Here is a 23839-nt window from a genome sequence, read left to right as displayed (position 1 = left end):
TGTACACCTGTACGTACAGCATGTACGTACAGGGTCTTCCCGTGTGGCGCCAGCGCGACGTCCGCCCGCCGGCTCAGTCCAGCCCGACGAACCCCCCCGTCTGGTGGCTCCACAGCCGCGCGTACAGCCCGCCCTGGGCGATCAGGCTGGCATGGGTGCCGGATTCGACGATGCGCCCGCCGTCCAGCACGACCAGCCGGTCCATGCGGGCGATGGTGGACAGGCGGTGCGCGATGGCGATGACGGTCTTGCCTCGCATCAGCGCCTCCAGGCTTTCCTGGATCGCGGCCTCGACCTCGGAATCGAGCGCCGAGGTGGCTTCGTCCAGGATCAGGATGGGCGCGTCCTTGAGCAGCACGCGGGCGATGGCGATGCGCTGGCGCTGGCCGCCCGACAGCTTGACGCCGCGCTCGCCGACGTGGGCGTCCAGGCCGCGGCGGCCGTCGCCGTCGACCAGCGCGTCGATGAATTCGGCGGCGCGGGCGCGGTCGATGGCGTCGCGCAACTGCGCCTCGCTGGCGTCGGGCCGGCCGTACAGCAGGTTGTCGCGGATCGAGCGGTGCAGCAGCGAGGTGTCCTGGGTGACCACGCCGATCTGCGAACGCAGGCTTTCCTGGGTGACGCCGGCGATGTCCTGGCCGTCGATCAGGATGCGCCCGCCCTCCAGGTCGTACAGCCGCAGCAGCACGTTGACCAGGGTCGACTTGCCGGCGCCGGACGGGCCGATCAGGCCGATTTTCTCGCCGGCGCGCACGGTCAGGTCCAGGTGCGGGATGATCTGGCGGCCGCTGCCGTAGTGGAACGACATGTCCTCGAAGCGCACCTCGCCCTGCGTGATGCGCAAGGGCACGGCGTCGGGCCGGTCGAGCACCTGGCGTGGCTGCGAGATGGTGGCCAGGCCGTCCTGCACGATGCCGACGTTTTCCGAGATGCCGTTCACTTCCCACATGATCCAGGCGGACATGTTGTTGATGCGGATCACCAGGCCCAGCGCCAGCGTGATTGCGCCCAGGCTGATGCTGCCGATGCTCCACAGCCACAGCGCCAGGCCGGCGGTGCTGGCGATCAGGATGCCGTTGAGCGTGTTGATGGACACGTCCATGGCGGTGATGACGCGGGTCGACAGGCGCTGCTTTTCGGTCTGCTCGGTCATGGCCTGGCGCGCGTAGTCTTCTTCGCGGCGGGCGTGGGCGAACAGCTTGAGCGTGGAGATGTTGGTGTAGCCGTCGACGATGCGGCCCATCAGCCTGGAGCGCGCCTCCGAGGCGATGACGGCGCGCGACTGCATGCGCGGCACGAAGTACGCCAGCATGCCGCAGTAGATGGCGATCCACAGCACCAGCGGAATCACCAGGCGCCAGTCGGCCTCGGCGAACAGGTACAGCGCGCTGGCGGCGTACAGGATCACGTGCCACAGCGCGTCCACCGACTGCACCGCCGAATCGCGCAGCGAATTGCCGGTCTGCAGCACGCGGTTGGCGACGCGGCCGGCGAAGTCGTTGTGGAAGAACGCCAGGCCCTGGTTCAGCACGTAGCGGTGGTTCTGCCAGCGCACCAGCGTGGTCAGGCTGGGCGAGATGGTCTGGTGCGACAGCAGGTCGTGCGCGGCGATCGACAGCGGCCGCAGCACCATCACCACGAACGCCATCCACACCAGCGTGTAGGCGTGTTCGCGGAAGAAGTCGGCCGGCGCGGTGTTCTGCGCCATGTCGACCAGGTCGGCCAGGAAGCTGAACAGCGCCACTTCCACCAGCGCGCCCGCCAGGCCCACCAGCAGCAGGATGGCGAAGATCGGCCAGACCTGCCACAGGTAATAGGCGTAGAAGCGCAGCACGCGTCCCGGCGGGGTGATGTCGGGGGCGTCGCGGAACGGGTCGATCAGGTTTTCGAAGTAGCGAAAGACGGGGTTCGATTTTGCGCCGGGCATGGCAGGTCCGTAGAAGGAGGCCGCCCAAGCGTATCAGGGTAACCCCTTAAAAATAAAGGGGCTGGGTGCCGTCATCCGTATTGCGCGCGCCGCGTTCCGCCTTCGCGCCGGCTGGCCTTGTCGGTGATGAGGTTGTCCTGCGCCATGCGCTGGCCGCGCCCGGCGATACGGGTCAGCAGGTCGCGCAGCAGGGCGATCTCGGCGGCGTCCAGGTCCTGCACCAGCAGGTCGTTCAGGCGCAGGACCTCAGGCAGCAGGGCGCGGTAGCGGTCCAGGCCCTCGGCGGTGGCCTCGATGCGCACCACGCGCCGGTCGGCGCTGTCGGGCAGGCGCCGCAGCCAGCCCTTTTCACACAGCGAACCCAGCGTGCGCGAGGTGCGGGCCAGGTCGAGCTTGGCGGCGGCCGCCAGTTCGGCGGAGGTCATGATGCCGCCCTCGATCGCACAGGCCAGCAGGCGCCATTCGCGCCGGGTGATGCCGAAACGGCCTTCGCACAGGCGCACGAAAACGGGGTTGGACTGCGCCCAGGCCTGGTACAGCTGGTACATCAGCATCCCGGCCAGGGGGTGTTCGACGGGGTGGGTCATATCGTTATGGCAAGTACTGGATTAGATCAAGCAATCTTCGCGGCGCTACAGTCGTCTCGCCTATCCAGGCCCAGGCCCGGCAAGCACAAACATAACCGACAGCGGGCCGTTGTCACCAGGGAGACTAGCGTGCGTAATTGGATATCCCGCGTCGCATTCGCGGCGCTTGCGGCGGTTTCGGCCGCGCCGGCCTGTGCCCAGCAGGCGCCGCTGGACGGCGCCTTGACCATCGTGGTGGGCTATCCGCCGGGCGGCAGTTCCGACCGCGTCGCGCGGCTGGTGGCCGACCGCCTGAAGGACCGGCTCGGCGTGACGGTGGTGGTCGAGAACAAGACCGGCGCCGGCGGCCGCATCGCGGCCCAGGGCCTGCATGCGCTGGCCGCGCGCCAGAACGTGCTGATGCTGGCCAATCCGGCGGTAATGGTGGTGGCGCCGCTGGTCTATGCCGAGCCGGGCTACGATGCCCGCCGCGATTTCCAGCCGGTGTCGCTGGTCAGCCGCTACAAGTTCGCGCTGGCGGTGGCGGCCAATTCGCCGATCCACGATGTGGCCGGATTGCGCCAGTGGCTGCGCGACCACCCGCGCCAGTTCACGGTGGGCGTGCCCGCCACCGGCAGCCTGCCGCATTTCTTCGCGTTGATGCTGGGCCGCGAGCTCAAGCAGGAACCCGAGGTGGTGGGCTATCGCGGTTCGGCGCCGCTGATTTCCGAGCTCATCGGCGGCATCCTGCCGCAGGCCGTCGACACCCTGGACACGCTGTTGCCGCAACACCGCGCCGGCAAGATCCGCATCCTGGCGACCTCGGGCGAGGCGCGCGCCCCGGAGCTGGCCGACGTGCCCACCTTCCGCGAGGCCGGCGTGGACCTGGCGGCCGATGGCTGGAATGCCTTCTTCGCCTCGTCCGCGATGGCGCCGGCCAAGGCCGTCCGGCTGGGCGAGGACATCGCCGCCGTGATGCGCGAGCCCGCCATGCAGCAGGCGGTGCGCGACTCGTACCTGGAGCCGGTGGCGGCCGATGCGGCGGCCACCGGACGCGACCTGGATGCCTACCGGGCCCAATGGGAACCGGTGGTGAAGGCCTCCGGCTTCACCGCGACGCAATAGGGCGGGCGACGATGAGTACCGTGCAGAATGTGCTGTTCATCATGGCCGACCAGCTGCGGGCGGACCACCTGAGCTGCTATGGCCATCCCTATTTGCGGACGCCCAGCCTGGACGCGCTGGCCGCGCGCGGCGCGCGCTTCGACCGCGCCTTCGTCAATTCCGGCGTGTGCGGCCCGTCGCGCATGAGCTATTACACGGGGCGCTATCCCTCGCGCCACGGCGCCACCTGGAACCGGGTGCCGCTGTCGGTCAACGAGATCACGCTGGGCGAGTACCTGGCGGGGCAGGGGCGCGACCTGGCGCTGGCGGGCAAGACCCACGTCATTCCCGACCGCGCCGGCATGGAGCGCCTGTCGATCGACGGCGGCTCAGAGCTGGGCGCGCTGCTGTCGCGCGGCGGCTTCATCGAGGTCGACCGCTACGACGGCCACCACGAGCCGGGCAAGGAAAGCGGCTACCCAGCCTTCCTGCGCAGCCAGGGCTACGACAGCGCCGATCCCTGGACCGACTACGTCATCGCCGGCGTCGACGCGCGCGGCCAGGTGGTCAGCGGCTGGAACATGCGCAACGCGCACCTGCCGTCGCGCGTTGCCGAGCCGCACTCCGAAACCGCCTACATGACCGACCAGGCGCTGCGCTTCATGCAGCAGCGCGGCGGCCAGCCCTGGGTGCTGCACCTGAGCTACGTCAAGCCGCACTGGCCCTACATGGCGCCGGCGCCCTACCACCAGCGCTACACGGCCGACCAATGCCTGCCGGTGCGGCGCAATCGCGAGGAACTGGCCGGCGCGCATCCGGTGGTGGCGGCCTATCGCCAGCACGAGGAAAGCGTCAGCTTCTCGACCGACGAGTGCGTGCGCGTGGTGCGCCCGGCCTACCAGGGCCTGATCCGCCAGCTCGACGACCACCTGGGGCGGCTGTTCGACTACATGGAAGGCGCGGGCCTGATGCGTAATACGCTCATCGTGTTCACGGCGGACCATGGCGATTTCCTGGGCGACCATTGGCTGGGCGAGAAGGAACTGTTCTACGACACCGTGCAACGGGTGCCGTTCATCGTCATGGACCCGTCGGCGGCGGCCGACGCCACCCGCGGCCAGGCGCTGGCGGACATGGTGGAAAGCGTGGACCTGGTGCCGACGGTGCTGCGCGCGCTGGAGGCGCCGCGGCCCTGGCACCGGCTGGAAGGGCGCGAATTGCAGACCGTGCTGCACGGCCGCGCCGCGGACGAGCCATGGCGCGACTGCGTGTTCTCGGAGTTGGACTACAGTTTCCGCCAGGCCCGCATCCTGCGCGGCAAGACCCCGCAGAACGCGCGCGCCTGGTCGGTGCGCACCGACCGCTGGCGCTACGTGTACTGGCTGGACGAGCCCGAGCAGTTGTATGACCTGCAGGCCGATCCCGATGAGTTCCAGGACCTGGGCGCCAGCGCCGCGCATGCGCCGGTGCGGGCGCAGCTGCGCGAGCGCCTGCTGGACTGGATGCTGCGCGGCAAGCGCCGCACCACCATGAGCGACGCGGCGGTCGAGCAGGGAACCAATGCGCACAAGCGCGCCGGGGTGTTCTTCGGGCAGTGGTGAGCGGGCAGGGGCGGCGGCGCCCGCCGCCGCGCCCGGGCCGGCGTCAGGCGCCGGCCGTATCCTTGTGCGGCGCGTCGGCCGTGGCCGGCTTGAGTTCGCGCCGCAGGATCTTGCCGACGTTGGTGCGCGGCAGGTCGTCGCGGAACTCGATGTAGCGCGGCACTTTGTAGCCGGTGAGCTGGGTGCGGCAATGCGCGATCAGCGTTTCGGCGTCCAGGTTCGGATCCTTGCGGATCACGTACAGCTTGACCGCCTCGCCCGAGCGTTCGTCGGGCACGCCGATGGCCGCCACTTCGCGCACGCCGGGATGCAGCGCCGCGGCATCCTCGACCTCGTTGGGATAGACGTTGAAGCCGGACACCAGGATCATGTCCTTCTTGCGGTCGACCAGGAAAACGTAGCCGGTTTCGTCGACGTAGCCGATGTCGCCGGTGCGCAGGTAGCCATCGGGCGTCATCACCAGCGCGGTCTCGTCGGGCCGGTTCCAGTAGCCCTGCGTCACCTGGGGGCCGCGCACGCAGATCTCGCCGCGTTCGCCCACGCCCAGTTCGCGTCCGTCATCGTCGCGGATCGACAGGTCGGTCGATGGCACCGGCAGGCCGATGGAGCCGGTGAAGGCCTTCACGTCGAGCGGGTTGATGGTCACCGCCGGCGAGGTCTCGGTCAGGCCATAGGCCTGCGCCAGCGAGCGGCCGGTGACGGCCAGCCAGCGCTCGGCCACGGCGCGCTGCACCGCCATGCCGCCGCCCATGGTCAGCCGCAGGCGCGAGAAATCCAGTTTGGCGAAGTCGGGATGGTTGAGCAGGGCGTTGAACAGTGTGTTGACGCCGGTGAAGGCGCTGAAGGGCACCTTGGCCATCTCCTTGATCAGCCCGGGGATGTCGCGCGGATTGATGATGAGGAGGTTGCTGGCGCCGATCTTCATGAAGGCCAGGCAGTTCGCCGTGAGCGCGAAGATATGGTAGAGCGGCAACGCCGTGACGATGCATTCCTCGCCATCCTTGACCAGCGGCTTGATCCAGGCGTGGGCCTGGGTGACGTTGGCGGCCAGGTTGCGGTGGGTCAGCATGGCGGCCTTGGCCACGCCGGTGGTGCCGCCGGTGTATTGCAGGCAGGCCAGGTCGTCCTGGGTCAGCGCGACTTCCTCGAAGGGCGCGTCGCGGCCGGCCCGCAGCGCCTGGCCCAGGCGCAGGGCGCCGGGGATCGACCAGGCCGGCACCATGCGCTTGACGCGCCGTACCACGAAGTCCACCAGGCGGCCCTTGAGCGGACTGAGCAGTTCGCCGATCGAGGTCACCAGCACTTTCTCGACCGGGGTGTTGGGCAACGCCTTTTGCAGCGTGGCGGCGAAGTTGTCGGCCACCACGATGGCGCGCGCGCCGGCGTCGGCCAGCTGGTGCTCCAGTTCGTGGGCGGTGTACAGCGGGTTGCAGTTGACCACGACGCAGCCGGCGCGCAGCGTGCCGAACAGGCAGACCGGATATTGCAGCAGGTTGGGCATCATCAGCGCCACCCGGTCGCCCTTGCGCAGGCCGTTGGCGTGCAGCCAGGCGGCGAAGTCGCGCGTCAGGCGGTCGAGTTCGGCGTAGGTCATGGTCTTGCCCATGCTCAGGTACGCGGGCTTGTCCGCGAACCGCCGGCAGCTGTCACGCGCGATCGAGACCAGCGTGGTGGCGCTGTCGAGCTCGATGTCCCTGGGCACGCCCGCGGGGTAGCTCTTTTGCCAGATTCGTTCCATCTTTACGGGGCTCCCAACAGGGCATTTTTCAGGGAGGATTGCGCCGGATTGTCGCCCAGCCAGACACGCAGCAGCGCGCGGCCGAAGGCGGGGTCGTCGATGCGCCCGCGCTGCCTGCCGTTGTCGGTGATCGCCACGCCGCGGGCATCGAAGTCCAGGTCGATCACGTCGCCTTCGCGGGCCGAGCCGATCTCGGCCATCAGGGCGGACAGGCGCGCGGCGGACGGTTGCAGGGCGGCGAGTTCCTGTTTGGACGTATTGTCGCGCAATCCTTCCTGCAGCGCCGCGTCCAGGCTCTTGCTGTCGACATCGCGCAAGAGTTGCAGGCGCATGCGGCGCGGCGCGTTGCTGTTGATCAAGGCCGCGGCGTCCTGGCTTTTGGCGCCGGCATACAGCGCCGCCACGTAGACCTTGACGACGAACTTGGTGCGCAGGCCGGCGCCGTTCAGCACCAGCGCCTGGCCGCCTTCGGACAACTGCGCGGGGACGCGCACGCCGGCCACTTCCACGTCGGCGGCCAGCGCGGGGGCGGCCGCCAGGCAGGCGGCCAGGACCAGGCTCAGGGCGGCGGCGCGCCCTCCGGGGATGATGTCACGCATGGGTCTCCTCCAGTGGTTTTCTGCTTGTAGTACTTCTTGTCGGCGATGTAGATCGTGCGTTCCACGACGGCGTAGACGACGCCGTCCTTGTCCTTCAATTCCACGGTGTAGGTCCGGGTGGTCTCGTGGTCGCGCGCAAGGATCTTGCGTATGTCCGCGATTTCTCCCGGCGGCAGCCGGAAGTCCACATACAGCGTGGTATAGGCGGGCTTGCGGTAGCGGATGGATGCGGCCTTGTCCCACACGATGTGGTCCGCGCCCAGCGCCGCCATCAGCATGGTGGGATGGGCGCCGTCTGTCACCGCGAACAGCGAGCCGCCGTACATCGAGCCCACGATGTTGCGCGTGCGCCGCAGCAGGGGCAGCTTGATGCGGATGTGCTGGAAATCGTGCGACACGTGCAGCACCCGGCCGCCGGTGGCGCGGAACGCCGGATGCAGGTTGAATCCCACCCGCATCAGGCGCGCGCGCCAGGCCGGCGACAGGCGTTTGAACCAATAGGGCTTCACCGCTTTACATCGCCTCGGTCACATGGCCTCGAACAGGCCGGCCGCGCCCATGCCGGTGCCGATGCACATCGTCACCATGCCGTACTTGCCGCCGGTGCGGCGCAGGCCGTGCATCAGCGTGGCGGTGCGGATCGCGCCGGTCGCGCCCAGCGGGTGGCCCAGCGCGATGGCGCCGCCCAGCGGGTTGATCTTGGCTGGATCGAGCTTGAGTTCGCGGATCACCGCCAGCGACTGCGCGGCGAAGGCCTCGTTCAGTTCGATCCAGTCCAGGTCGTCCTGGGCGATGCCGGCGCGCGCCAGCACCTTGGGGATGGCGGCCATGGGGCCGATGCCCATGATTTCCGGCGGCACGCCGGCCACCGAATAGCTGACGAAGCGCGCCATCGGGCTGAGGTTGAACTCGCGCAGCACGCGCTCGGACACCAGCACCACGGCGGCGGCGCCGTCCGACATCTGCGAGCTGTTGCCGGCGGTGACGCTGCCGCGCGCGGCGAACACGGGCTTGAGCCGCGCCAGCCCCTCGGCGCTGCTGTCGGGGCGCGGGCCTTCATCGACCTCGACCAGGCGGCGGGTTTCGCGCACGTCGCCCTTGGAGCCGCCGGGCAGGCGCGTCACCACCTCGAACGGCGTGGTCTCGGCGCGGAAGTGGCCGGCGGCGATGGCGGCGTTGGCCTTCTGCTGCGAGGCCAGCGAGAAGGCGTCCTGGTCTTCGCGCGACACCTTCCATTGCTCGGCCACTTTCTCGCCGGTCAGGCCCATGCCGAAGGCCATGCCGACGTTCTCGGGATGCGAGAAGATGGCCGGGTTGAGCGACACCTTGTTGCCCATGATCTGCGGCATGGCGCTCATGGACTCGGTGCCCGAGCCGATCATGATGTCGACCTCGCCGCTGCGGATGCGGGCGGCGGCGTCGGCCACCGCTTGCAGGCCCGACGCGCAGAAGCGGTTGACGGTGACGCCGGCCACGCTTTGCGGCAGGCCGGCCAGCAACAGCCCGATGCGCGCCACGTTCATGCCCTGTTCGGCTTCCGGCATGGCGCAGCCGGTGATGACGTCGTCGATGCGCGCCGGATCCAGCCACGGCGTCTGCTTCAACACGCCCTGCAGCGCCGCCGCCAGCATGTCGTCGGGCCGGGTGGTGGCATACACCCCATTGCGCTTGCCCACCGGCAGCCGCGTCGCCGCAACGATGTAAGCCTCTTGAATCTGCTTGCTCATATCATTTCCTCGTATCCATAACGATCACCCTCTATGCACACCACGGTCCCCCACAAGCGGGGCCGCGCGGATCCGGCTTTGCCGGTCCGCCACCGGCGCCCCCTGGGGGGAAGCGCCGCAGGCGCTTCGGGGGGGGCTATCAGTTCCGCAATGGCTTGCCCGTGTCGAGCGTGTGTCGGATGCGGGCCTGGGTCTCGGGCGTGCGCAGCAGCGCCACGAACTCCTTGCGTTCGACCGCCAGCAGCCATTCCTCGTCGACCTTGGCGCCGGTCTCGACCTCGCCGCCGCAAAGCGCGACGGCGGCGCTGCGGGCCACGCGGTAGTCGTGGGCGCTGATCATGCCGCCTTCGCGCATGTTGACCAGCACCATCTCGAAGTTGGCGATGCCGTTGCGGCCGGCCACGGGCACGTCCTGCAGGCGCGGCGGCGGCGCGTAGCCGGCGGTGGCGGCGGCGCGCGCCTGGCCGATGGCCACGAACAGCAGCTCGCCCGGATGGAACAGCACGATGTCCTGCTCGCGCGCGAAGCCCAGGTCCACGGCCTCGATGGCGCTCTTGGCGACCCGCGCCATGGCGATGGTCTGGAACACCGGTTGCAGGAACGGGAACACCTCGCCGGGCGTGGCCGTCTTCGCCGCCAGCGCCGCGGCGCGGCCGGCGAATTCCTTGCTGCCGCCGCCGGCCGGGATCAGGCCGACGCCGGCCTCGACCAGGCCGATGTAGCTTTCCAGCGCCAGCACGCGGTGCGAGGCATGCATCAGGAATTCGCAGCCGCCGCCCAGCGCCATGCCCTGCACGGCCGCCACGGTGGGGATCTGCGCGTACTTGAAGGCCTGCGAGGTGCGCTGGAACTTCTCGACGGTGGCTTCCAGCATGTCCCATTGGCCGGCGGCGCAGGCTTCGGACACCTGCTGCAGGTTGGCGCCCACGGCGAACGGGGCGTCATGCCAGATCACCAGGCCATCGAACTCGCGCTCGGCGCGCGCCACGGCCTGCAGGATGCCTTCCAGCACCTCGGCGCCCAGCGTGTGGTTCTTGGACGTGACCGACAGGATGGCGATGCCGGCGTCGACCTCGGGCAGGTTCCACAGGCGCACGCCTTCGTTTTCCCACACCGTGGTGCCGCGGTCGTCGGGGCCTTCGCCGAACACGCGCTCGGGGAACAGCTGGCGCCGGTAGACCGGCAGCGCCGAGCGCGGGTGCAGCTTGCCGCTGCGCGCCGAATACGAGCCGGCGGGCGTGTGCACGCCCTGGCGGTCCGGTTCCAGGGCCCAGGCCGGCAGCGGCGCGTCGCTCATGGCGCGGCCGGCGGCAATGTCCTCGGCCACGGCGCGGGCGATGGCCTGCCAGCCGGCGGCCTGCCAGGTCTCGAACGGGCCCTGGGCCCAGCCGAAGCCCCAGCGCATGGCCAGGTCCAGGTCGCGGGCGTTGTCGGCCACCTGGCCGAGCTGCGCCGCGCTGTAGTGGAAGATGTCGCGGAACAGGCTCCACAGGAACTGGGCCTGCGGATGGTCGCTGGCGCGCAGCGCGGCGAAGCGCCTGGCCGGATCGCGTTCCTTGAGCAGGGCGGCGACCTCGTCGGCCAGCTTGCCGGCGCTGGGGCGGTAGTCCTGCGCCTGCAGGTCCAGTACCTGGATTTCGCGGCCGGCCTTGCGGTAGACGCCGGCGCCGCTCTTCTGGCCCAGCGCGCCCTTGGCGATCAGGGCCGACAGCCAGGCGGGCAGCGTGAAATAGCGGTGCCAGGGATCGTCAGGCAGGTTCTTGTCCATGGTGCCGACCACGTGGGCCAGCGTGTCCAGGCCGACCACGTCGGCGGTGCGGTAGGTGGCGCTCTTGGGGCGGCCGATCCTGGGGCCGGTGAGGGCGTCGACCTCGTCAAAGCCCAGCCCCAGACGCTGGGTGTGGTGCATGGCGGCCAGGATCGAGAACACGCCGATGCGGTTGGCCACGAAGTTGGGCGTGTCGAGCGCGCGGATCACGCCCTTGCCCAGGGTGGAGGTCAGCCAGGTCTCGAGCTGGTCCAGCACCGGCGCCTGGGTGTGCGCGGTGGCGATGATTTCCACCAGGCGCATGTAGCGCGGCGGATTGAAGAAATGGATGCCGCAGAAGCGGTCGCGCAGCGCGGCCGGCAGGGCGTTGGCCAGCGCGTCGATCGACAGGCCGGAGGTATTGGAGGCGATGATGGCGCCGGGCGCGACGTGCGGCGCGATGCGCTCGTACAGCGCCGTCTTCCAGTCCATGCGCTCGGCGATGGCTTCGATGATCAGGTCGCAGCCGCGCAGCTGTTCGATATGGTCGTCGTAGTTGGCCGGGGTGATCAGGGCCAGGCGGGCGGGGCTGGCCAGCGGCGCGGGCTCGAGCTTCTTCAGGCCGGCCAGCGCCTTCTTGACGATGCCGTTGCGGTCGCCTTCGGGCGCCGCAAGGTCGAACAGCGTGACGGGCACGCCGGCGTTGGCCAGGTGGGCGGCGATCTGCGCGCCCATGACGCCGGCACCCAGCACGGCGACGTGTTTGACGACGAACTTGCTCAAGGAAGTCTCCTGAAAATGCGGGCGGAAGACGGGACCGGCCCGTCATCCGCCCCGGCAAGGCTAGAAGCGGGACGACAGCTGCAGGCCGAAGATGTGGCCGCTGCTGTCATAGGTGCCCGCGACGCGGCCCTTCGTCAGCGCGTTGCCGGACGTGGTGTCGATATCCGTCTTGCGCAGGTACAGATAGGTATAGCCCAGGTCCAGCGTGGTGCTCTTGGTGGCCTGCCACTGCACGCCCGTCGAGAACCAGTAGCGGTCGTTGTCGGGCAGCGAGGTGGGCCGGTCCTCGGCCTTGTGGACCGGCGATTGATCGTAGGCCAGGCCGAACTTCCACTTCCAGTCCGGCGCGAACTTGTAGGTCGTGCCCACGGCGATGCGCCAGGTGTCGCGGAAGTTCAGCGGCAGGTCGTCATCGCGCGCGCCGGTGCCGGAGTTGCGGATCTTCAGGTCGGGGATGCTGCTCCAGCCGGTCCACGAGATGTCGCCCAGCAGTTCCCACTTCTCGTTGAGCTGATGGGTGGCGCTCAGGATCAGCGTATCGGGCAGGTCGACCGAGGCCTTGGCGTCGAACGAGACCGACTGGCCGGTGGGGCCGATGTGGTCGATATCGGTGTCGCCCTTGGCGGTGTGCTTGATCTTGGAACGGTACGACAGGCCGATGCGGGTGTCTTCGGTGGGTTGCAGCATGAAGCCCACGTTCCAGCCCCAGGCATCGCCCTTCAGGTTGAGGTCGGCGTCGCCGTTGGTGAAGACCGTGCGGCCGCCGGGCAGGGCCACGGGCACCACGGTTTTCTTCTTGTAGTTGGCGTCGATGTGCTGCCAGTTCACGCCGAAGCCCATCGAGAATTTCTCGTTGACCTTGTAGGCGATCGAGGGATTGATGTTGATCGTCTTGATCTCGAACTTGTTCGAGTGGTATTGGCCGGCCCAGCCGTCGTCGTATTCGGTCATGAGGCCGAACGGCGCGCCGATGCCCAGGCCGATGAACCACTTTTCGCTCAGCTGCCACGAGCCGTAGAGGTTGGGCACGACCCCCAGGTTGCCGGCGTCGCCGCCGTCGCCGCCGGTGGGGCGGGTGCCGCCCAGCGCGGTGGGATTGCGGCTGTCACCGTTGTCCGAGAACTTGAACGACGGCTTGATCAGGTTGACGCCGCCCGAGACATTGATGCCGGGCAGGTAGGTCATGCCTGCGGGGTTGTAGTAGATGATGCTGGCGTTTTCCGGATTTGCCGCCGAGCCCGCATAAGCGTTGCCCAGGCCGCTGGCATTCTGCTCCAGGAGCTGAAAGCCGGCGCCGTGGGCGGCGCTGGTGGCGCCCAGGCCGACCACAATGGCGGACAGGGTGCTCAGGGACAATGAACGTCTGCTCATGGTACTGCCTCCTCGATGTTGGATATGTGTGTCTCTATGGCACTGCCGGTCTCGTCGGCCCGGTCTAATCTCTCGGCATACGCCGGTTCTCTACTGCGCTACGCACTGCGACTGCTCTGGTAATGCAGGGGTCCGCCCGTGAACGGCGCGAACCCGGTCCCGAAAATCACGCCGGCGTCGGCCAGGTCGGCATCGGCCACCACGCCGGCCTCGACCCGCTCGCGGGTGGCGTCCACCAAGGGCTGGATCAGGCGTTCGGCCAGGCCGGCCGGCGCGCGGGCGGCGCCCTGGCCGTCCTTTACCGGTTTGCCGTCGCGCCAGGTGTAGAAGCCGCGGCCGCTCTTCTTGCCCAGGTCGCCGCGCGCCAGCTTCTCGGCCAGGCAGCGCGGCGGCTCGGCGCCGCCGGCCAGTTCCTGGCCCGCCGCGCGGGCGATGTCCAGGCCGACGGTGTCGGCCAGTTCCAGCGGCCCCATGGGCATGCCGAACGCCACCATGGCCGCGTCCACGGCGGCGGGCGACACGCCTTCGTCGACGCTGCGCATGGCCTGCAGCATGTAGGGCGCCAGCACGGCGTTGACCAGGAAGCCGGGCGCGCTGCGCACCGGCAGGGCCAGCTTGCCGATCTGGCCGACGAAGGCGCTGGCGCGCGCCAGCGTGTCGGCGGCGGTGCCGTCCGCATGCACCACTTCCACCAGCGGCATCTTGGCCACGGGGTTGAAGAAGTGGATGCCGACCAGCCGCTCGGGCCGCGCCAGGCCGGCGCCCAGCGTTTCCAGCGACAGGCTGGAGGTGTTGGTGGCCAGCAGCGCGTCGGCCTTCATGCGCGGCTCCAGCGACTGGTACAAGCCGCGCTTGGCCTCGGGGTTCTCGCTGATGGCCTCGATCACCACGTCGGCCAGCGGCACGCCGCCGCCGGCGGGATCGGGCACCAGCCGGTCGAAGGCGGCGCGGGCCGCGCGGCGGTCCTTCAGGCGGCGCGAGAACAGGGCCGCGGCGCGTTTGATGGCGGGCGCGATGCGGGTCATGTCCTGGTCCTGCAGTGTCACGGTCAGGCCCTTGAGCGCGCACCAGGCGGCGATGTCGCCGCCCATCACGCCGGCGCCGACCACGTGCACGTGGCGCACCGGGGCGATGCCGGCCTGGCGGCCGTTGGCCTTCAGGCGTTCCTGCAGCCGGAACACGCGCAGCAGGTTGCGGGCGGTGTCCGAAGCGATGATGGTGTCGATCAGCGCGGGCGCCTGCAAGGCGTTGCCGCCGTGCTTTTCCCAGAGTTCGATGATGGCCGGCGCGGCCGGGTAGTGGCCCAGCGGGTCCTTGGCGGCGACCTGCTTGCGGGCGCGGTTGGCGGCCACCGCCTTGAGCGGCCAGCGGTTCAGCCAGGCGCCCAGGCCGCGCGCGCGCCGCGGCGGCTTGCCCGACAGCACCATGCCGCGCGCCGCCGCCTGCAGCAGGCGGGTCGGCACGCGCGCATCCACCAGGCCCAGCGCCGCCGCGCGGCGCGCATCGGCGCCGCGGCCGGTCAGCATCATGTCGAGCGCGGCCGGCGCGCCGATCACGGCGGGCAGGCGCAGCATGCCGCCCCAGCCGGGGAAGATGCCCAGCATGACTTCCGGCAGCGCCAGCGAGGCGCCGGGCGCGTCTTCCACCAGGCGGTAGCGGCAGGCCAGCGCCAGCTCCAGGCCGCCGCCCAGGCAGTGGCCCTGGATCAGCGCCAGCGTCGGGTAGCGCACCGCCGCCAGGCGGTTGAACAGGTTCCAGCCGCGCGCCACCAGGGCGCGGCCCTGTTCCGGCGTGTTCAGTTCGGCGAATTCATTGACGTCGGCGCCGACGATGAAGCCGGTGGCCTTGCCGGAACGGATCACCAGGCCCTTGGGCGGCTGGGCGTCGAGCGCGTCCAGCACCGTCGCCAGTTCCGCCATGGTGTCGGCCGACAGGGCGTTGACGGCGCTGCCGGCGCGGTCGAACGTCAGCCACGCCAGGCCGTCGGGGTCGCGCTCCAGGCGCCAGTGCGAGAGCGTCTCCAGCGCGTTCATTAGCGGTTCTCCAAGGTTTCGACCAGCATCGCGCCACCCAGGCCGCCGCCGATGCAGATGGCGGCCATGCCGCGCCGCGCGCCGCGGCGCTTGAGCGCCTCCAGCAGGTGCAGCACGATGCGGGCGCCCGAGGCGCCGACCGGATGGCCGATGGCGATGGCGCCGCCGTCCACGTTCAGGCGGGCGGGGTCGAGCGCGCCCCAGGCCGGCGTGCCGAAGTGTTCCTGGCAATAGGCCTCGTCCTGCCAGGCGGCCAGGCAGCCTAGCACCTGCGCGGCGAAGGCTTCGTTGATCTCCCACAAGTCCAGGTCATTCAGGCCCAGGCCGTGGCGTTGCAGGATCGGCGTGGCGGCATGCACCGGCCCAAGGCCCATCATGGCCGGATCCAGGCCGGCCCACTGGCTGTCGACGATGCGGCCCAGCGGTTGCAGGTTCCAGCGCCGCACCGCTTCCTCGGAGGCCAGCACCAGCATCGCGGCGCCGTCGGTGACCTGCGAGCTGTTGCCGGCGGTGATGTTGCCCCAGGGCTTGTCGAACACCGGCTTGAGCCTGGCCAGCTTTTCGGGCGTGGAGTCCTCGCGCACGCCGTCGTCGTCCGGGTACAGCTTGCCCTGGGTGTCGATCAGCGGCGTGATCTCGGCGAAGGCGCCGTTGGCGCGCCCGGCCAGCGCGCGCGCGTGGCTCTGCGCCGAATAGGCGTCCATGGCCTGGCGGCTGATGCCGAAGCGGGTGGCGACGTTCTCGGCGGTCTGGCCCATGGACAGGCCCACCACGGGGTCGGTCAGGCCCTTGAGCAGGCCGATCACCGGCGCCAGGTGGCGCAGGCGCAACCGGCCGAGCGTGGCGAGCCTGGCGCCGATGCCGCGGGCCGCGTACCAGCTGGCCAGCCAGCGCACCATGTCGTCCGAGAACAGCACCGGCGCGTGCGACAGGGCGTCGGTGCCCCCGGCCAGCACCAGCTGCGAGCGGCCGGTCTGGATGTTGGCGATGGCGGAATCCAGGGCCTGCATGCCGGACGCGCAGTTGCGCATCACCGTCCAGCCCGGCACCTTGTTGCCGCAACCCAGGCGCAGGGCGATCACGCGGCCGATGTTGACTTCGTCGGCCGAGGGCGCGGCGCAGCCCACGATGACCTCGTCCAGGTCCGTGGGCGCATAGGGCTGGCGCAACAACAGGCCGCGTCCGGCCTGCACCGCCAGGTCGCCGGCCGCGAATGGGCCGGGGCCCGAGCGCGCTTTCAGGAAAGGGGTGCGGGCGCCGTCGACCACGTATACCGGTTTGAATGCCATCCGATCTCCTTGGTGTGAGGACGGGCCTCAGGCCGCCTTGCGTTCGGCCACGGGCTTGACCGCGCCGGTGATGCCGAGATCAAAAGGGAAATCATCCACTTTCACCACGGTGTCGCGCAAGGTATTCCGGCGCTTGACCACCGCATATTCTTCGGCGGTGATGCCGCCGGCGGCAAAGACGGCGTCGGCCAGGTCGCGCACGTTGGCCTGCGGGTTGCCTTCGAGCGCGCCGCTTTTCTCGAATTCGCGGATCTTCGATTCGATCGGTTCGGCTTCGAGCGTGGCGGCCAGCGCCTGTTCGATCGCGCCGACCGGTTCGTCGGCGGTCGCGGGCAGGTGGCAGCCGGCGGTCAGGCGGTCGCGGGTCGCGCCGGGGTTGATGAGCAATCGCGCCACGTCCTGGCCCAGCTGATCGGACGGCAGCGACTGCGGCCGGCCCCAGGGGAAGACGATGCGGCGCAGGCTCCACGCCACCAGGCGGTTGGGATAGTTTTCCAGCACGCCGTCGATGGCGTCCTGCAGGCGGAACAGCGCATCCTGCACCGACCAGTGCACCAGCGGCGCGTCGGCGCTCTGGCGGCCTTCGTCCTCGAAGCGCTTGAGCGCGGCGCTGGCCAGGTACATCTGCGACAGGATGTCGCCCAGGCGCGCCGACAGGCGCTCGCGGCGCTTGAGGCTGCCGCCCAGCACCAGCATCGAAGTGTCGGCCAGCAGCGCGAAGGCGGCCGAATAGCGGCTCAGCAACTGGTAGTAGCGCTTCATTTCGGGCGCGACGTCGGCGTCGATGCCGACGAAGCGGCCGCCGGTCAGGGCGGTGCCCAGCGCGCGCAGCTTGTTGCGCGCGACAAAGCCGACGTGGCCCCAGAAGGCGCGGTCGAAATCATCCAGCCCCTGCCTGCGGTCGGGCGACTGCGCCGCGCGCATCTCGGCCAGCACGTAGGGATGGCAGCGGATCGCGCCCTGGCCGAAGATGATCAGGCTGCGGGTCAGGATGTTGGCGCCTTCCACGGTGATGCCGATGGGGATCTGCTGGTAGGCGCGGCCCAGGAAGTTGGACGGCCCCAGGCAGATGCCCTTGCCGCCGATCACGTCCATGCCGTCGTTGACGACCTGGCGCGCGCGTTCGGTGACGTGGTACTTGACGATGGCCGACACCACCGAGGGCTTCTCGCCCAGGTCGACGGCGCCGGCGGTCATGCTGCGCGCGGCGTCCATCATGTAGGTGTGGCCGCCGATGCGGGCCAGCGCTTCCTCTACGCCCTCGAACTTGCCGACCGGGGTGCGGAACTGGCTGCGCACGCGGGCGTAGCCGCCGACCGCGCGGGCCGTCAGCTTGGACATGCCGGTGTTGGAAGACGGCAGCGAGATCGAGCGGCCGGCCGCCAGGCATTCCATCAGCATGCGCCAGCCCTGGCCGGCCATGGCCGGGCCGCCGATGATGAAGTCCAGCGGCATGAACACGTCCTGGCCGCGGGTCGGGCCGTTCATGAACATGGCGTTCAGCGGGAAGTGGCGGCGGCCGGTGTCCACGCCCGGATGGTCGTGCGGCACCAGCGCGCAGGTGATGCCGATGTCCTTCCTGCCGCCCAGCAGGCCGTCCGGGTCGTACAGGCGGAAGGCCAGGCCCAGCAGCGTGCAGACGGGCGCCAGCGTGATGTAGCGCTTGTCCCAGCTGACGCGCATGCCGATCACTTCGCGGCCCTGCCATTCGCCCTTGCAGACGATGCCGCTGTCGGGGATGGCGGCGGCATCGGAACCGGCCCAGGGGCTGGTCAGCGCGAAGGCCGGCACTTCCTCGCCGCGCGCCAGGCGCGGCAGGTAGTGGTTCTTCTGTTCCTCGGTGCCGTAGTGCAGCAGCAGCTCGGCGGGGCCGAGCGAGTTGGGCACCATCACCGACACCGCCAGCGCCGACGAGCGCGTCGACAGCTTGGTCACGATCTCGGAGTGGGCATAGGCCGAGAAGGCCAGGCCACCGTATTCCTTGGGGATGATCATGCCCAGGAAGCCGCTGCGCTTGAGATAGTCCCAGACTTCGGCGGGCAGGTCGAAGCGTTCCTGCGTGATGTTCCAGTCGTTGACCATGCGGCAGGCCTCTTCGGCCTGGTGGTCGAGGAAATGCTGTTCTTCGTCGGTCAGGCGCGGGCGCGGATAGGCCAGCATGCGCTTCCAGTCGGGGCGGCCGCGGAACAGCTCGCCTTCCCACCACACCGTGCCGGCCTCGAGCGCGTCGCGCTCGGTGTCCGACATCTGCGGCAGCACCTTGCGGTAGAGATTGAAGATCGGCGCCGACAGCAAGGCCCGCCTGACCGGGCGCACGCCCAGCAGGACGACGGCCAGCAGCGCGATGACGACCAGCGCGACGATGACTGCGTTCATTTCCTTGTCTCCTTTCTCGATATCTTCTGGAACCGCCGCACCGCGCTGACCCCTGGGGCCTAAGTGGCGGGATGCTGCGGCAGGGGAGCGCGCAGGCCGCCGAGCAGGAAGCTCATCAGGCGGGGCAGCAGCAGCTCGGGGTTGTCGGGTTGCTCGGCTTCGTCCAGCGTCCAGCCGGTCACCGAGCGCAGCAGGTCGGTGCCGATGATGGCGTAGGAGGTGGCGCCCAGCATGAACTGGAAACGCCACACGATCTCGGCGCGCGGCACGTCGGGCAGGGCGGCGAAGAAGGCATTGCGGTAGCGCTCGAGCACGTCGGCGTATTCCTCGGCGAACAGCGCGCGGATGAAGCCGGCCGGGTCGGTCATGGTGCGCTCGAGCAGCGGCAGGAAAGTGCTGCCGGCCTGCTCCGGATCGGCCGCCAGGCGCAGCAGCGTGCCGAAGAAGGCGTCGACGATCTGCGACGGCTTGAGCGGTTTGCCCTGGGCCTGGGCTTCAAGTTCGTCGAGCAGGCGCAGCCGTTCGCGGTTCAGGACTTCCAGGCGGCGCTTGAGCACGGCCTGCACCAGCGACTCCTTGGAGCCGAAGTGATAGTTGACCGATGCCAGGTTGACGCCGGCCGCGCCGGTGATCTGTCGCATGGACGTGCCGTCGTGGCCCTGCTGCGCGAACAGCGCTTCGGCGGTGTCGAGGATCGATTCGCGGGTGCTGGAGGATCTGAGTTCTTGCATTAGGTTGAATTCAAACGTTCGTTTGAAAGAAGTATGCGCGCCCCGGTGCCGGCAGGCGATAGTGGTTATCCCTAGCTGGTGCGCCTGAATCCCGAGGCGGCCCGGACGACCCGCCTCGTTCCTTTGCACGAGAGGCCGTTCCGTTGGCCGAGGACGGGCGCCGGGCCTCGCCCAAACGGCACTGCGCCGTTTGTCCTCGGACGAGCGCCCTAGGTTGAAAGCCGTCTGGAAGACCTCGCCGAAACGCCGCAGTATCAGCGCGAGGACTTGAGAGCGTTGCACCGTGGATGCGGCTGGCGAGCCCGATCGCCGTTCCGGTGGCGCAGGCCAGATCGCCCTGACACAGGAGCAGGAGAAATGACGACCTACAGAGTGGGGCTGTTGGTGGACGGGACCGACCAGCCCGGCTGGATCCACGACATGGCTGAGTGGCTCGCGCGCAGCCAGGATTTCGATTTCTCGGCCTTGCTGGTATTGGAAAAGGCGACCACCGGTCCCGCGCCGCGCCTGAGCGCCAAGGCGCTGTTCGGCACCTTGTCGCGGCTCGAGTCGCGGCTGCTGCCCGTCCGGCAACGGCAGATGCTGGCCTGCCACGACATGCGCGACGGCTTGCCGCCGTCAACGGCGTTGCTGACACTGCCGGCCGATCCCGACGACGGCGGACGCGATGACGGCGTGGCCGCGCTCGGCCTGGACCTGGTGATCATGCTGGGCGGCCTGCCATCGCTGCGCGCCCGCATGGCCGACTGGGCGCGGCTGGGGGTATGGCAGCTGAGCTATTCCGATATCGCCGTGTCCACCAGCCGCTATGCGGGATTCTGGGAGGTCTACCAGCGCGCGGACCACACCACGGTGAAACTGTGGCGCATGGGGGCCAGCGCCGAGGAGGACGCGTTGCTGGACCAGCGCAGCTTCAATACCGAAGTGTTCTGGCTCAAGAACCAGACCCGCGCCTTCAGCCTGGGCAACTTCATGATCTACGACGCCTTGCAGGCGTTGGCGCGGGCGCGGCCGGGCGCCGCGCCGCCGGGCATGCAGATCATGAGCGGCGAACGCCGCGACGATCCGGCCGAATGGGACAGCGCCGCCTACATCGCGCGCCAGGCCTGGTTAATGGGCGATTTGATTGTGCGGCGCGTCATGAAACGCAATGTGCGCTGGCGCATTGGTATGTTTCCCTCGACCCGGCAGCAGGCGGTGATTTCCGAAGCGATGGTATTGCAGCCACCGAAGGGCCGATTTTTCGCGGATCCCTTCGTATATACCAAGGACAAGAATCCATATATATTTTTCGAGGATTACGATTTCAATTCCCGCAAGGGCACGATTTCGGTCGCGACCTACTCGGACGGGGCTTTCCGGCTTTTGGGGACGGCTTTGAATCTGCCCTACCATTTATCGTTTCCGTATATTTTTGAATACGATGGCGTGACCTACATGGTTCCGGAAACCTGCGGAAATCGCAGCATAGAATTATGGAAATGCACCGATTTTCCGTTGAAATGGGAGTTGGACTTAACCTTGATGACGAATATTTCCGCCGTCGATACCATTATTTTCAAGCGCGGAGAATACTGGTGGCTGTTAACCAATATCGATCGCACGGACGGCCAGAGCCATTGCGACGAATTGTTCGCCTTTTTCGCCGACTCGCCGCGGTCCAGCCATTGGACGCCGCACGCCTGCAACCCCATCGTGCGCAACCCCATGCGGGCCCGCAACGCGGGAATCGTTGTCTCGCCTGGCGGAGAGGTGATCCGCTGCGCCCAGTACCAAGGCTTCTGCCACTACGGCAAGGGCGTCTCGCTGAACCGGATCGAAGAGCTGTCGCCGTCCACCTACGTCGAGACGGATGGCGAAATCCATTACGCCAGCTTTTTGAGAAAACGCCATGCTTCAATGCACCATTGGCACCACCAGGGCGGTCATACGGTATTCGACTTCGCCTATATGGAGTAAATGACGTCGTGATGGGCGAAAATAAAAGTGTTACCTATATTTCGATTGCGATGGCGATGTCCGGGCTTAATGTGTCAGCGGAAACATATCGACAAGCCTGCCGGCGAATTCCACCTCTTCCCGCCGTTCCCGTGGTCCGCGGCGATGGCGCCTGCCGGCGCCGCGCGCCGGCCTGAGCGCGGCGTCCCGGCGGGGCCTTTGCCCACGCGGCACAGAGGGCGGGGCGCCGTGGCCTGCCCGGGAATCTCGGTAAAAACCCTAGCGGATGAAAGGATGATGGCGGTTCCTCATCCTGATTTACGAGGGTGATTAAGGCTAACGAATGATTTCTGTTTTTGTCGGATTATATCGCCTGCAAGCGTCTTGATTTTGCCAATTTCGAACCATAAGATGGGTTCATGCCATCCGTTATGTTGGCTACGAAAGTCTCCCAGCCCAAATGGCCCGGTGCAGCGTCATTAGATATTCCGGGATATTGCGGACCACCCCCGCGAGGGCTGGAAAAAAATAGTCTTCAGCACAGCGAAGATCCCTTCTAGGCCTGTTGAACAACCGGGAGGACACCATGGCCAAGATGGTCCTGATTGAAGCCCATCCGCTCTTGCGGCTGGGGTTATGGCAGATTCTGAGCAAGTTGGACGATGTGTGGGAAATCGAGGGGATGGGGTTGGCCGATGTTTCCAAGGCCAACGGCGCGCATGCGGGCGCCGATCTGTTGATCTACGGCCTGCCCGTGGACAGCGAGGAAGCCTGGAGCACCTTGCATGAAATCCAGCGCGAACTCAGCCCGAAGCGCATTCTGCTGTTGACCGATGTCATGCCGTTGCCGATGCCGGTGCAGGGCTTGCCCGGCGCCAGCGTCTACGGCTGCCTGATGAAAACGGCATCGGTGGAAATCCTGGAAGCGGCGATCCGCCTGGTCATGGCGGGCGGCCAGTGCTTTCCAAGCGAACAGGCCTTGCAGTCGCCTTCGCAGGCGGCGTGCGCCTTGCCGGCGCGCGATGTCGACGAGGGCGCCAAGGGCACCATGCCGGTCAGCGCCGGCGCTCAGCTGCTGCAGATCACGCCGCGCCAGTACGAAGTGCTGGTGCTGCTGGCACGGGGCTATCCGATCAAGACGGTCAGCCGCATGCTCAATATCTCGGTCGCAACGGCCAAGACGCATGCCTGCACGCTGTACCAGCGCCTGCACGTCAAGAACAAGGGCGAAGCCGTGTACGCGGCCCTGCAACGCGGCGCCACGCTGGAATGGCACGAGCCCAACGGCCGCGAAGTCGACGCGGGCCAGCTTTACGGGCGCAAGCTGGGATAGGGGCCTGGCGGGCCGGCCCCGCCATCCCGCCTAGGGCGTAGATCCTGCAGCATCGGCGGTCGCCGTGCCGCAGCATTCCTCCTCCAATCATCCTCCTGAACGAGATTCAGCGAACGTAGCCGCTGATAGCATGGGTCGTGTCCGCAAGCATGGATCGAAATGGCGAATCACAATGCCCGCCCTGACGATGCCGCGCGGCGGACGAGATTCCCGTGAGCCTGGCGACGCGCTGGAACCAGCGTCGCAGCCGTGCGCAGCCCGGCCATGGGAACCGTGTCTGGGCCCTGCGTCACAAGGTTCCCCCCGGGATGACAACCGTTCTAATCGAAGACTACGCTCTGCTTCGTGTCGCCATCCAGCATGTGCTGGAGCGGGTACGGAACGCCGAGGACATTCTGGCGATCTCGCCAGCCCATCTTGTGAACATGCCCGGTTCGATCAACCGGCCGGTGGAATTGCTGGTAATCGGCTGCAGCGGCGTGGCCGAACCCGACATCGGCCTGCTGTCGCAGGCCATGGCGCTATTCATGCCGCGCCTGGTGCTGGCCCTGTACTCGGTGCTGGACCAGAGCGTGATGGCGGCCTGCGCCCGCGCGGGAGTGGCCGGCTATCTGCCCAAGGCTTCCAGCCCCGACGCGCTGGCCGCCGCGGTCAGCCTGGTGCTGGCGGGAGGCGAGTGCTATCCGCAACCCACCGCGCGCCCGCTGGCGACCGCGCATGCGCCGCTGCAGGAACTGCGCGAGCTGACCCAGCGGCAGGAAGAGATCCTGCAATTGCTGGTGCAGGGCAAGACCATGCGCGAAATTGGCCAGCAGGTGGGGATTTCCGTGGCCACCGTGAAGAGCCACGCGCGCACGCTGTACTGGAAACTGAATGCGCGCAACCAGGCCGAGGCGGCCTACATCGCGGTACAGATGGGCCTGGTGCGCGGCAACGACGCGGCGGCGGGCAAGCGCGACGACACGCCGTAGCGGGC

General features: G+C 68.3%; 17 protein-coding genes. 5 read left to right on the top strand and 12 right to left on the bottom strand.

The genetic code is table 11. From position 1 onward, the window contains the following. Positions 1 to 73 precede the first annotated feature (73 nt). Positions 74 to 1927 carry an ABC transporter ATP-binding protein gene (locus tag DK459_RS27765; RefSeq protein WP_006387714.1) on the bottom strand — a complete coding sequence of 618 codons (1854 nt, stop codon included), beginning with the start codon at positions 1925 to 1927 and terminating at the stop codon, positions 74 to 76. A 71-nt stretch (positions 1928 to 1998) separates the two neighbouring features. Further along, positions 1999 to 2514, bottom strand: coding sequence for a MarR family winged helix-turn-helix transcriptional regulator (locus tag DK459_RS27760; protein WP_006387715.1), 516 nt, complete (start codon positions 2512 to 2514; stop codon positions 1999 to 2001). Positions 2515 to 2655: 141 nt separating this feature from the next. Between DK459_RS27760 and DK459_RS27755 the strand changes: the two genes are divergently transcribed. Both DK459_RS27755 and DK459_RS27750 read left to right on the top strand, forming a co-directional pair. Further along, positions 2656 to 3618, top strand: coding sequence for a tripartite tricarboxylate transporter substrate-binding protein (locus DK459_RS27755; protein ID WP_370445622.1), 963 nt, complete (start codon positions 2656 to 2658; stop codon positions 3616 to 3618). An 11-nt stretch (positions 3619 to 3629) separates the two neighbouring features. Next, complete coding sequence (locus DK459_RS27750; RefSeq protein WP_054498601.1) at positions 3630 to 5198, top strand: sulfatase-like hydrolase/transferase; 1569 nt, start codon at positions 3630 to 3632, stop codon at positions 5196 to 5198. Between the two features lie 43 nt (positions 5199 to 5241). On the opposite strand, the gene DK459_RS27745 is transcribed toward DK459_RS27750, so the two are convergent. The 10 genes from DK459_RS27745 to DK459_RS27700 form a co-directional block, all read right to left on the bottom strand. After that, positions 5242 to 6936, bottom strand: coding sequence for a long-chain-fatty-acid--CoA ligase (locus DK459_RS27745; RefSeq protein WP_024069828.1), 1695 nt, complete (start codon positions 6934 to 6936; stop codon positions 5242 to 5244). A 2-nt stretch (positions 6937 to 6938) separates the two neighbouring features. After that, positions 6939 to 7535 (bottom strand): chalcone isomerase family protein, encoded by a 597-nt coding sequence (locus DK459_RS27740; RefSeq protein WP_110135199.1) that lies wholly within the window; start codon positions 7533 to 7535, stop codon positions 6939 to 6941. Then, the gene (locus tag DK459_RS27735; RefSeq protein WP_006387720.1) at positions 7496 to 8044 is read right to left on the bottom strand and encodes a DUF4442 domain-containing protein; all 549 of its coding nucleotides are present in this window, start codon (positions 8042 to 8044) and stop codon (positions 7496 to 7498) included. The genes DK459_RS27740 and DK459_RS27735 overlap by 40 nt, the downstream gene beginning before the upstream one ends. Before the next feature lie 18 nt (positions 8045 to 8062). Beyond that, on the bottom strand, positions 8063 to 9262 hold the full coding sequence (locus DK459_RS27730) for an acetyl-CoA C-acyltransferase (protein WP_024069827.1): 1200 nt from the start codon (positions 9260 to 9262) through the stop codon (positions 8063 to 8065). 139 nt (positions 9263 to 9401) lie between these two features. Beyond that, on the bottom strand, positions 9402 to 11792 hold the full coding sequence (locus tag DK459_RS27725) for a 3-hydroxyacyl-CoA dehydrogenase/enoyl-CoA hydratase family protein (protein WP_054482962.1): 2391 nt from the start codon (positions 11790 to 11792) through the stop codon (positions 9402 to 9404). Between the two features lie 60 nt (positions 11793 to 11852). Further along, on the bottom strand, positions 11853 to 13163 hold the full coding sequence (locus DK459_RS27720) for an OmpP1/FadL family transporter (RefSeq protein WP_024069825.1): 1311 nt from the start codon (positions 13161 to 13163) through the stop codon (positions 11853 to 11855). Between the two features lie 98 nt (positions 13164 to 13261). After that, positions 13262 to 15196 carry a 3-hydroxyacyl-CoA dehydrogenase NAD-binding domain-containing protein gene (locus tag DK459_RS27715; RefSeq protein WP_024069824.1) on the bottom strand — a complete coding sequence of 645 codons (1935 nt, stop codon included), beginning with the start codon at positions 15194 to 15196 and terminating at the stop codon, positions 13262 to 13264. Continuing rightward, positions 15196 to 16485 (bottom strand): acetyl-CoA C-acetyltransferase, encoded by a 1290-nt coding sequence (locus DK459_RS27710; RefSeq protein WP_054440015.1) that lies wholly within the window; start codon positions 16483 to 16485, stop codon positions 15196 to 15198. Before DK459_RS27710 ends, DK459_RS27715 begins: the two co-directional genes overlap by 1 nt. Positions 16486 to 16512: 27 nt before the next feature. Continuing rightward, positions 16513 to 18861, bottom strand: a complete 2349-nt coding sequence (locus DK459_RS27705) for an acyl-CoA dehydrogenase (RefSeq protein WP_006387728.1) — start codon at positions 18859 to 18861, stop codon at positions 16513 to 16515. Positions 18862 to 18920: 59 nt separating this feature from the next. Beyond that, the gene (locus DK459_RS27700; protein ID WP_006387729.1) at positions 18921 to 19592 is read right to left on the bottom strand and encodes a TetR/AcrR family transcriptional regulator; all 672 of its coding nucleotides are present in this window, start codon (positions 19590 to 19592) and stop codon (positions 18921 to 18923) included. A 357-nt stretch (positions 19593 to 19949) separates the two neighbouring features. Between DK459_RS27700 and DK459_RS27695 the strand changes: the two genes are divergently transcribed. The 3 genes from DK459_RS27695 to DK459_RS27685 all read left to right on the top strand — a co-directional run bounded on the left by DK459_RS27695 (position 19950) and on the right by DK459_RS27685 (position 23834). After that, complete coding sequence (locus DK459_RS27695; protein ID WP_006387730.1) at positions 19950 to 21551, top strand: hypothetical protein; 1602 nt, start codon at positions 19950 to 19952, stop codon at positions 21549 to 21551. A gap of 565 nt (positions 21552 to 22116) precedes the next feature. Further along, positions 22117 to 22863, top strand: coding sequence for a response regulator transcription factor (locus tag DK459_RS27690; RefSeq protein ID WP_026384896.1), 747 nt, complete (start codon positions 22117 to 22119; stop codon positions 22861 to 22863). Between the two features lie 308 nt (positions 22864 to 23171). Further along, on the top strand, positions 23172 to 23834 hold the full coding sequence (locus DK459_RS27685) for a response regulator transcription factor (RefSeq protein ID WP_020928834.1): 663 nt from the start codon (positions 23172 to 23174) through the stop codon (positions 23832 to 23834). The last annotated feature ends 5 nt before the right edge of the window (positions 23835 to 23839 follow it).

Origin of the sequence: Achromobacter sp. RW408 (assembly GCF_003184165.1) — a bacterium.
Taxonomy (GTDB): domain Bacteria; phylum Pseudomonadota; class Gammaproteobacteria; order Burkholderiales; family Burkholderiaceae_B; genus Achromobacter; species Achromobacter xylosoxidans.
Note: the sequence above shows the minus strand (reverse complement) of the source record. Positions and strands in the feature narration are given on the sequence as shown.

Excerpts from the sequence above, each read along its gene's own strand:
- DK459_RS27765 (WP_006387714.1), bottom strand. The coding sequence starts at position 1,927 with ATGCCCGGCGCAAAATCGAACCCCGTCTTTCGCTACTTCGAAAACCTG.
- DK459_RS27760 (WP_006387715.1), bottom strand. The coding sequence starts at position 2,514 with ATGACCCACCCCGTCGAACACCCCCTGGCCGGGATGCTGATGTACCAG.
- DK459_RS27750 (WP_054498601.1), top strand. The coding sequence starts at position 3,630 with ATGAGTACCGTGCAGAATGTGCTGTTCATCATGGCCGACCAGCTGCGG.
- DK459_RS27745 (WP_024069828.1), bottom strand. The coding sequence starts at position 6,936 with ATGGAACGAATCTGGCAAAAGAGCTACCCCGCGGGCGTGCCCAGGGAC.
- DK459_RS27740 (WP_110135199.1), bottom strand. The coding sequence starts at position 7,535 with ATGCGTGACATCATCCCCGGAGGGCGCGCCGCCGCCCTGAGCCTGGTC.
- DK459_RS27730 (WP_024069827.1), bottom strand. The coding sequence starts at position 9,262 with ATGAGCAAGCAGATTCAAGAGGCTTACATCGTTGCGGCGACGCGGCTG.
- DK459_RS27720 (WP_024069825.1), bottom strand. The coding sequence starts at position 13,163 with ATGAGCAGACGTTCATTGTCCCTGAGCACCCTGTCCGCCATTGTGGTC.
- DK459_RS27715 (WP_024069824.1), bottom strand. The coding sequence starts at position 15,196 with ATGAACGCGCTGGAGACGCTCTCGCACTGGCGCCTGGAGCGCGACCCC.
- DK459_RS27710 (WP_054440015.1), bottom strand. The coding sequence starts at position 16,485 with ATGGCATTCAAACCGGTATACGTGGTCGACGGCGCCCGCACCCCTTTC.
- DK459_RS27705 (WP_006387728.1), bottom strand. The coding sequence starts at position 18,861 with ATGAACGCAGTCATCGTCGCGCTGGTCGTCATCGCGCTGCTGGCCGTC.
- DK459_RS27700 (WP_006387729.1), bottom strand. The coding sequence starts at position 19,592 with ATGCAAGAACTCAGATCCTCCAGCACCCGCGAATCGATCCTCGACACC.
- DK459_RS27695 (WP_006387730.1), top strand. The coding sequence starts at position 19,950 with ATGACGACCTACAGAGTGGGGCTGTTGGTGGACGGGACCGACCAGCCC.
- DK459_RS27690 (WP_026384896.1), top strand. The coding sequence starts at position 22,117 with ATGGCCAAGATGGTCCTGATTGAAGCCCATCCGCTCTTGCGGCTGGGG.
- DK459_RS27685 (WP_020928834.1), top strand. The coding sequence starts at position 23,172 with ATGACAACCGTTCTAATCGAAGACTACGCTCTGCTTCGTGTCGCCATC.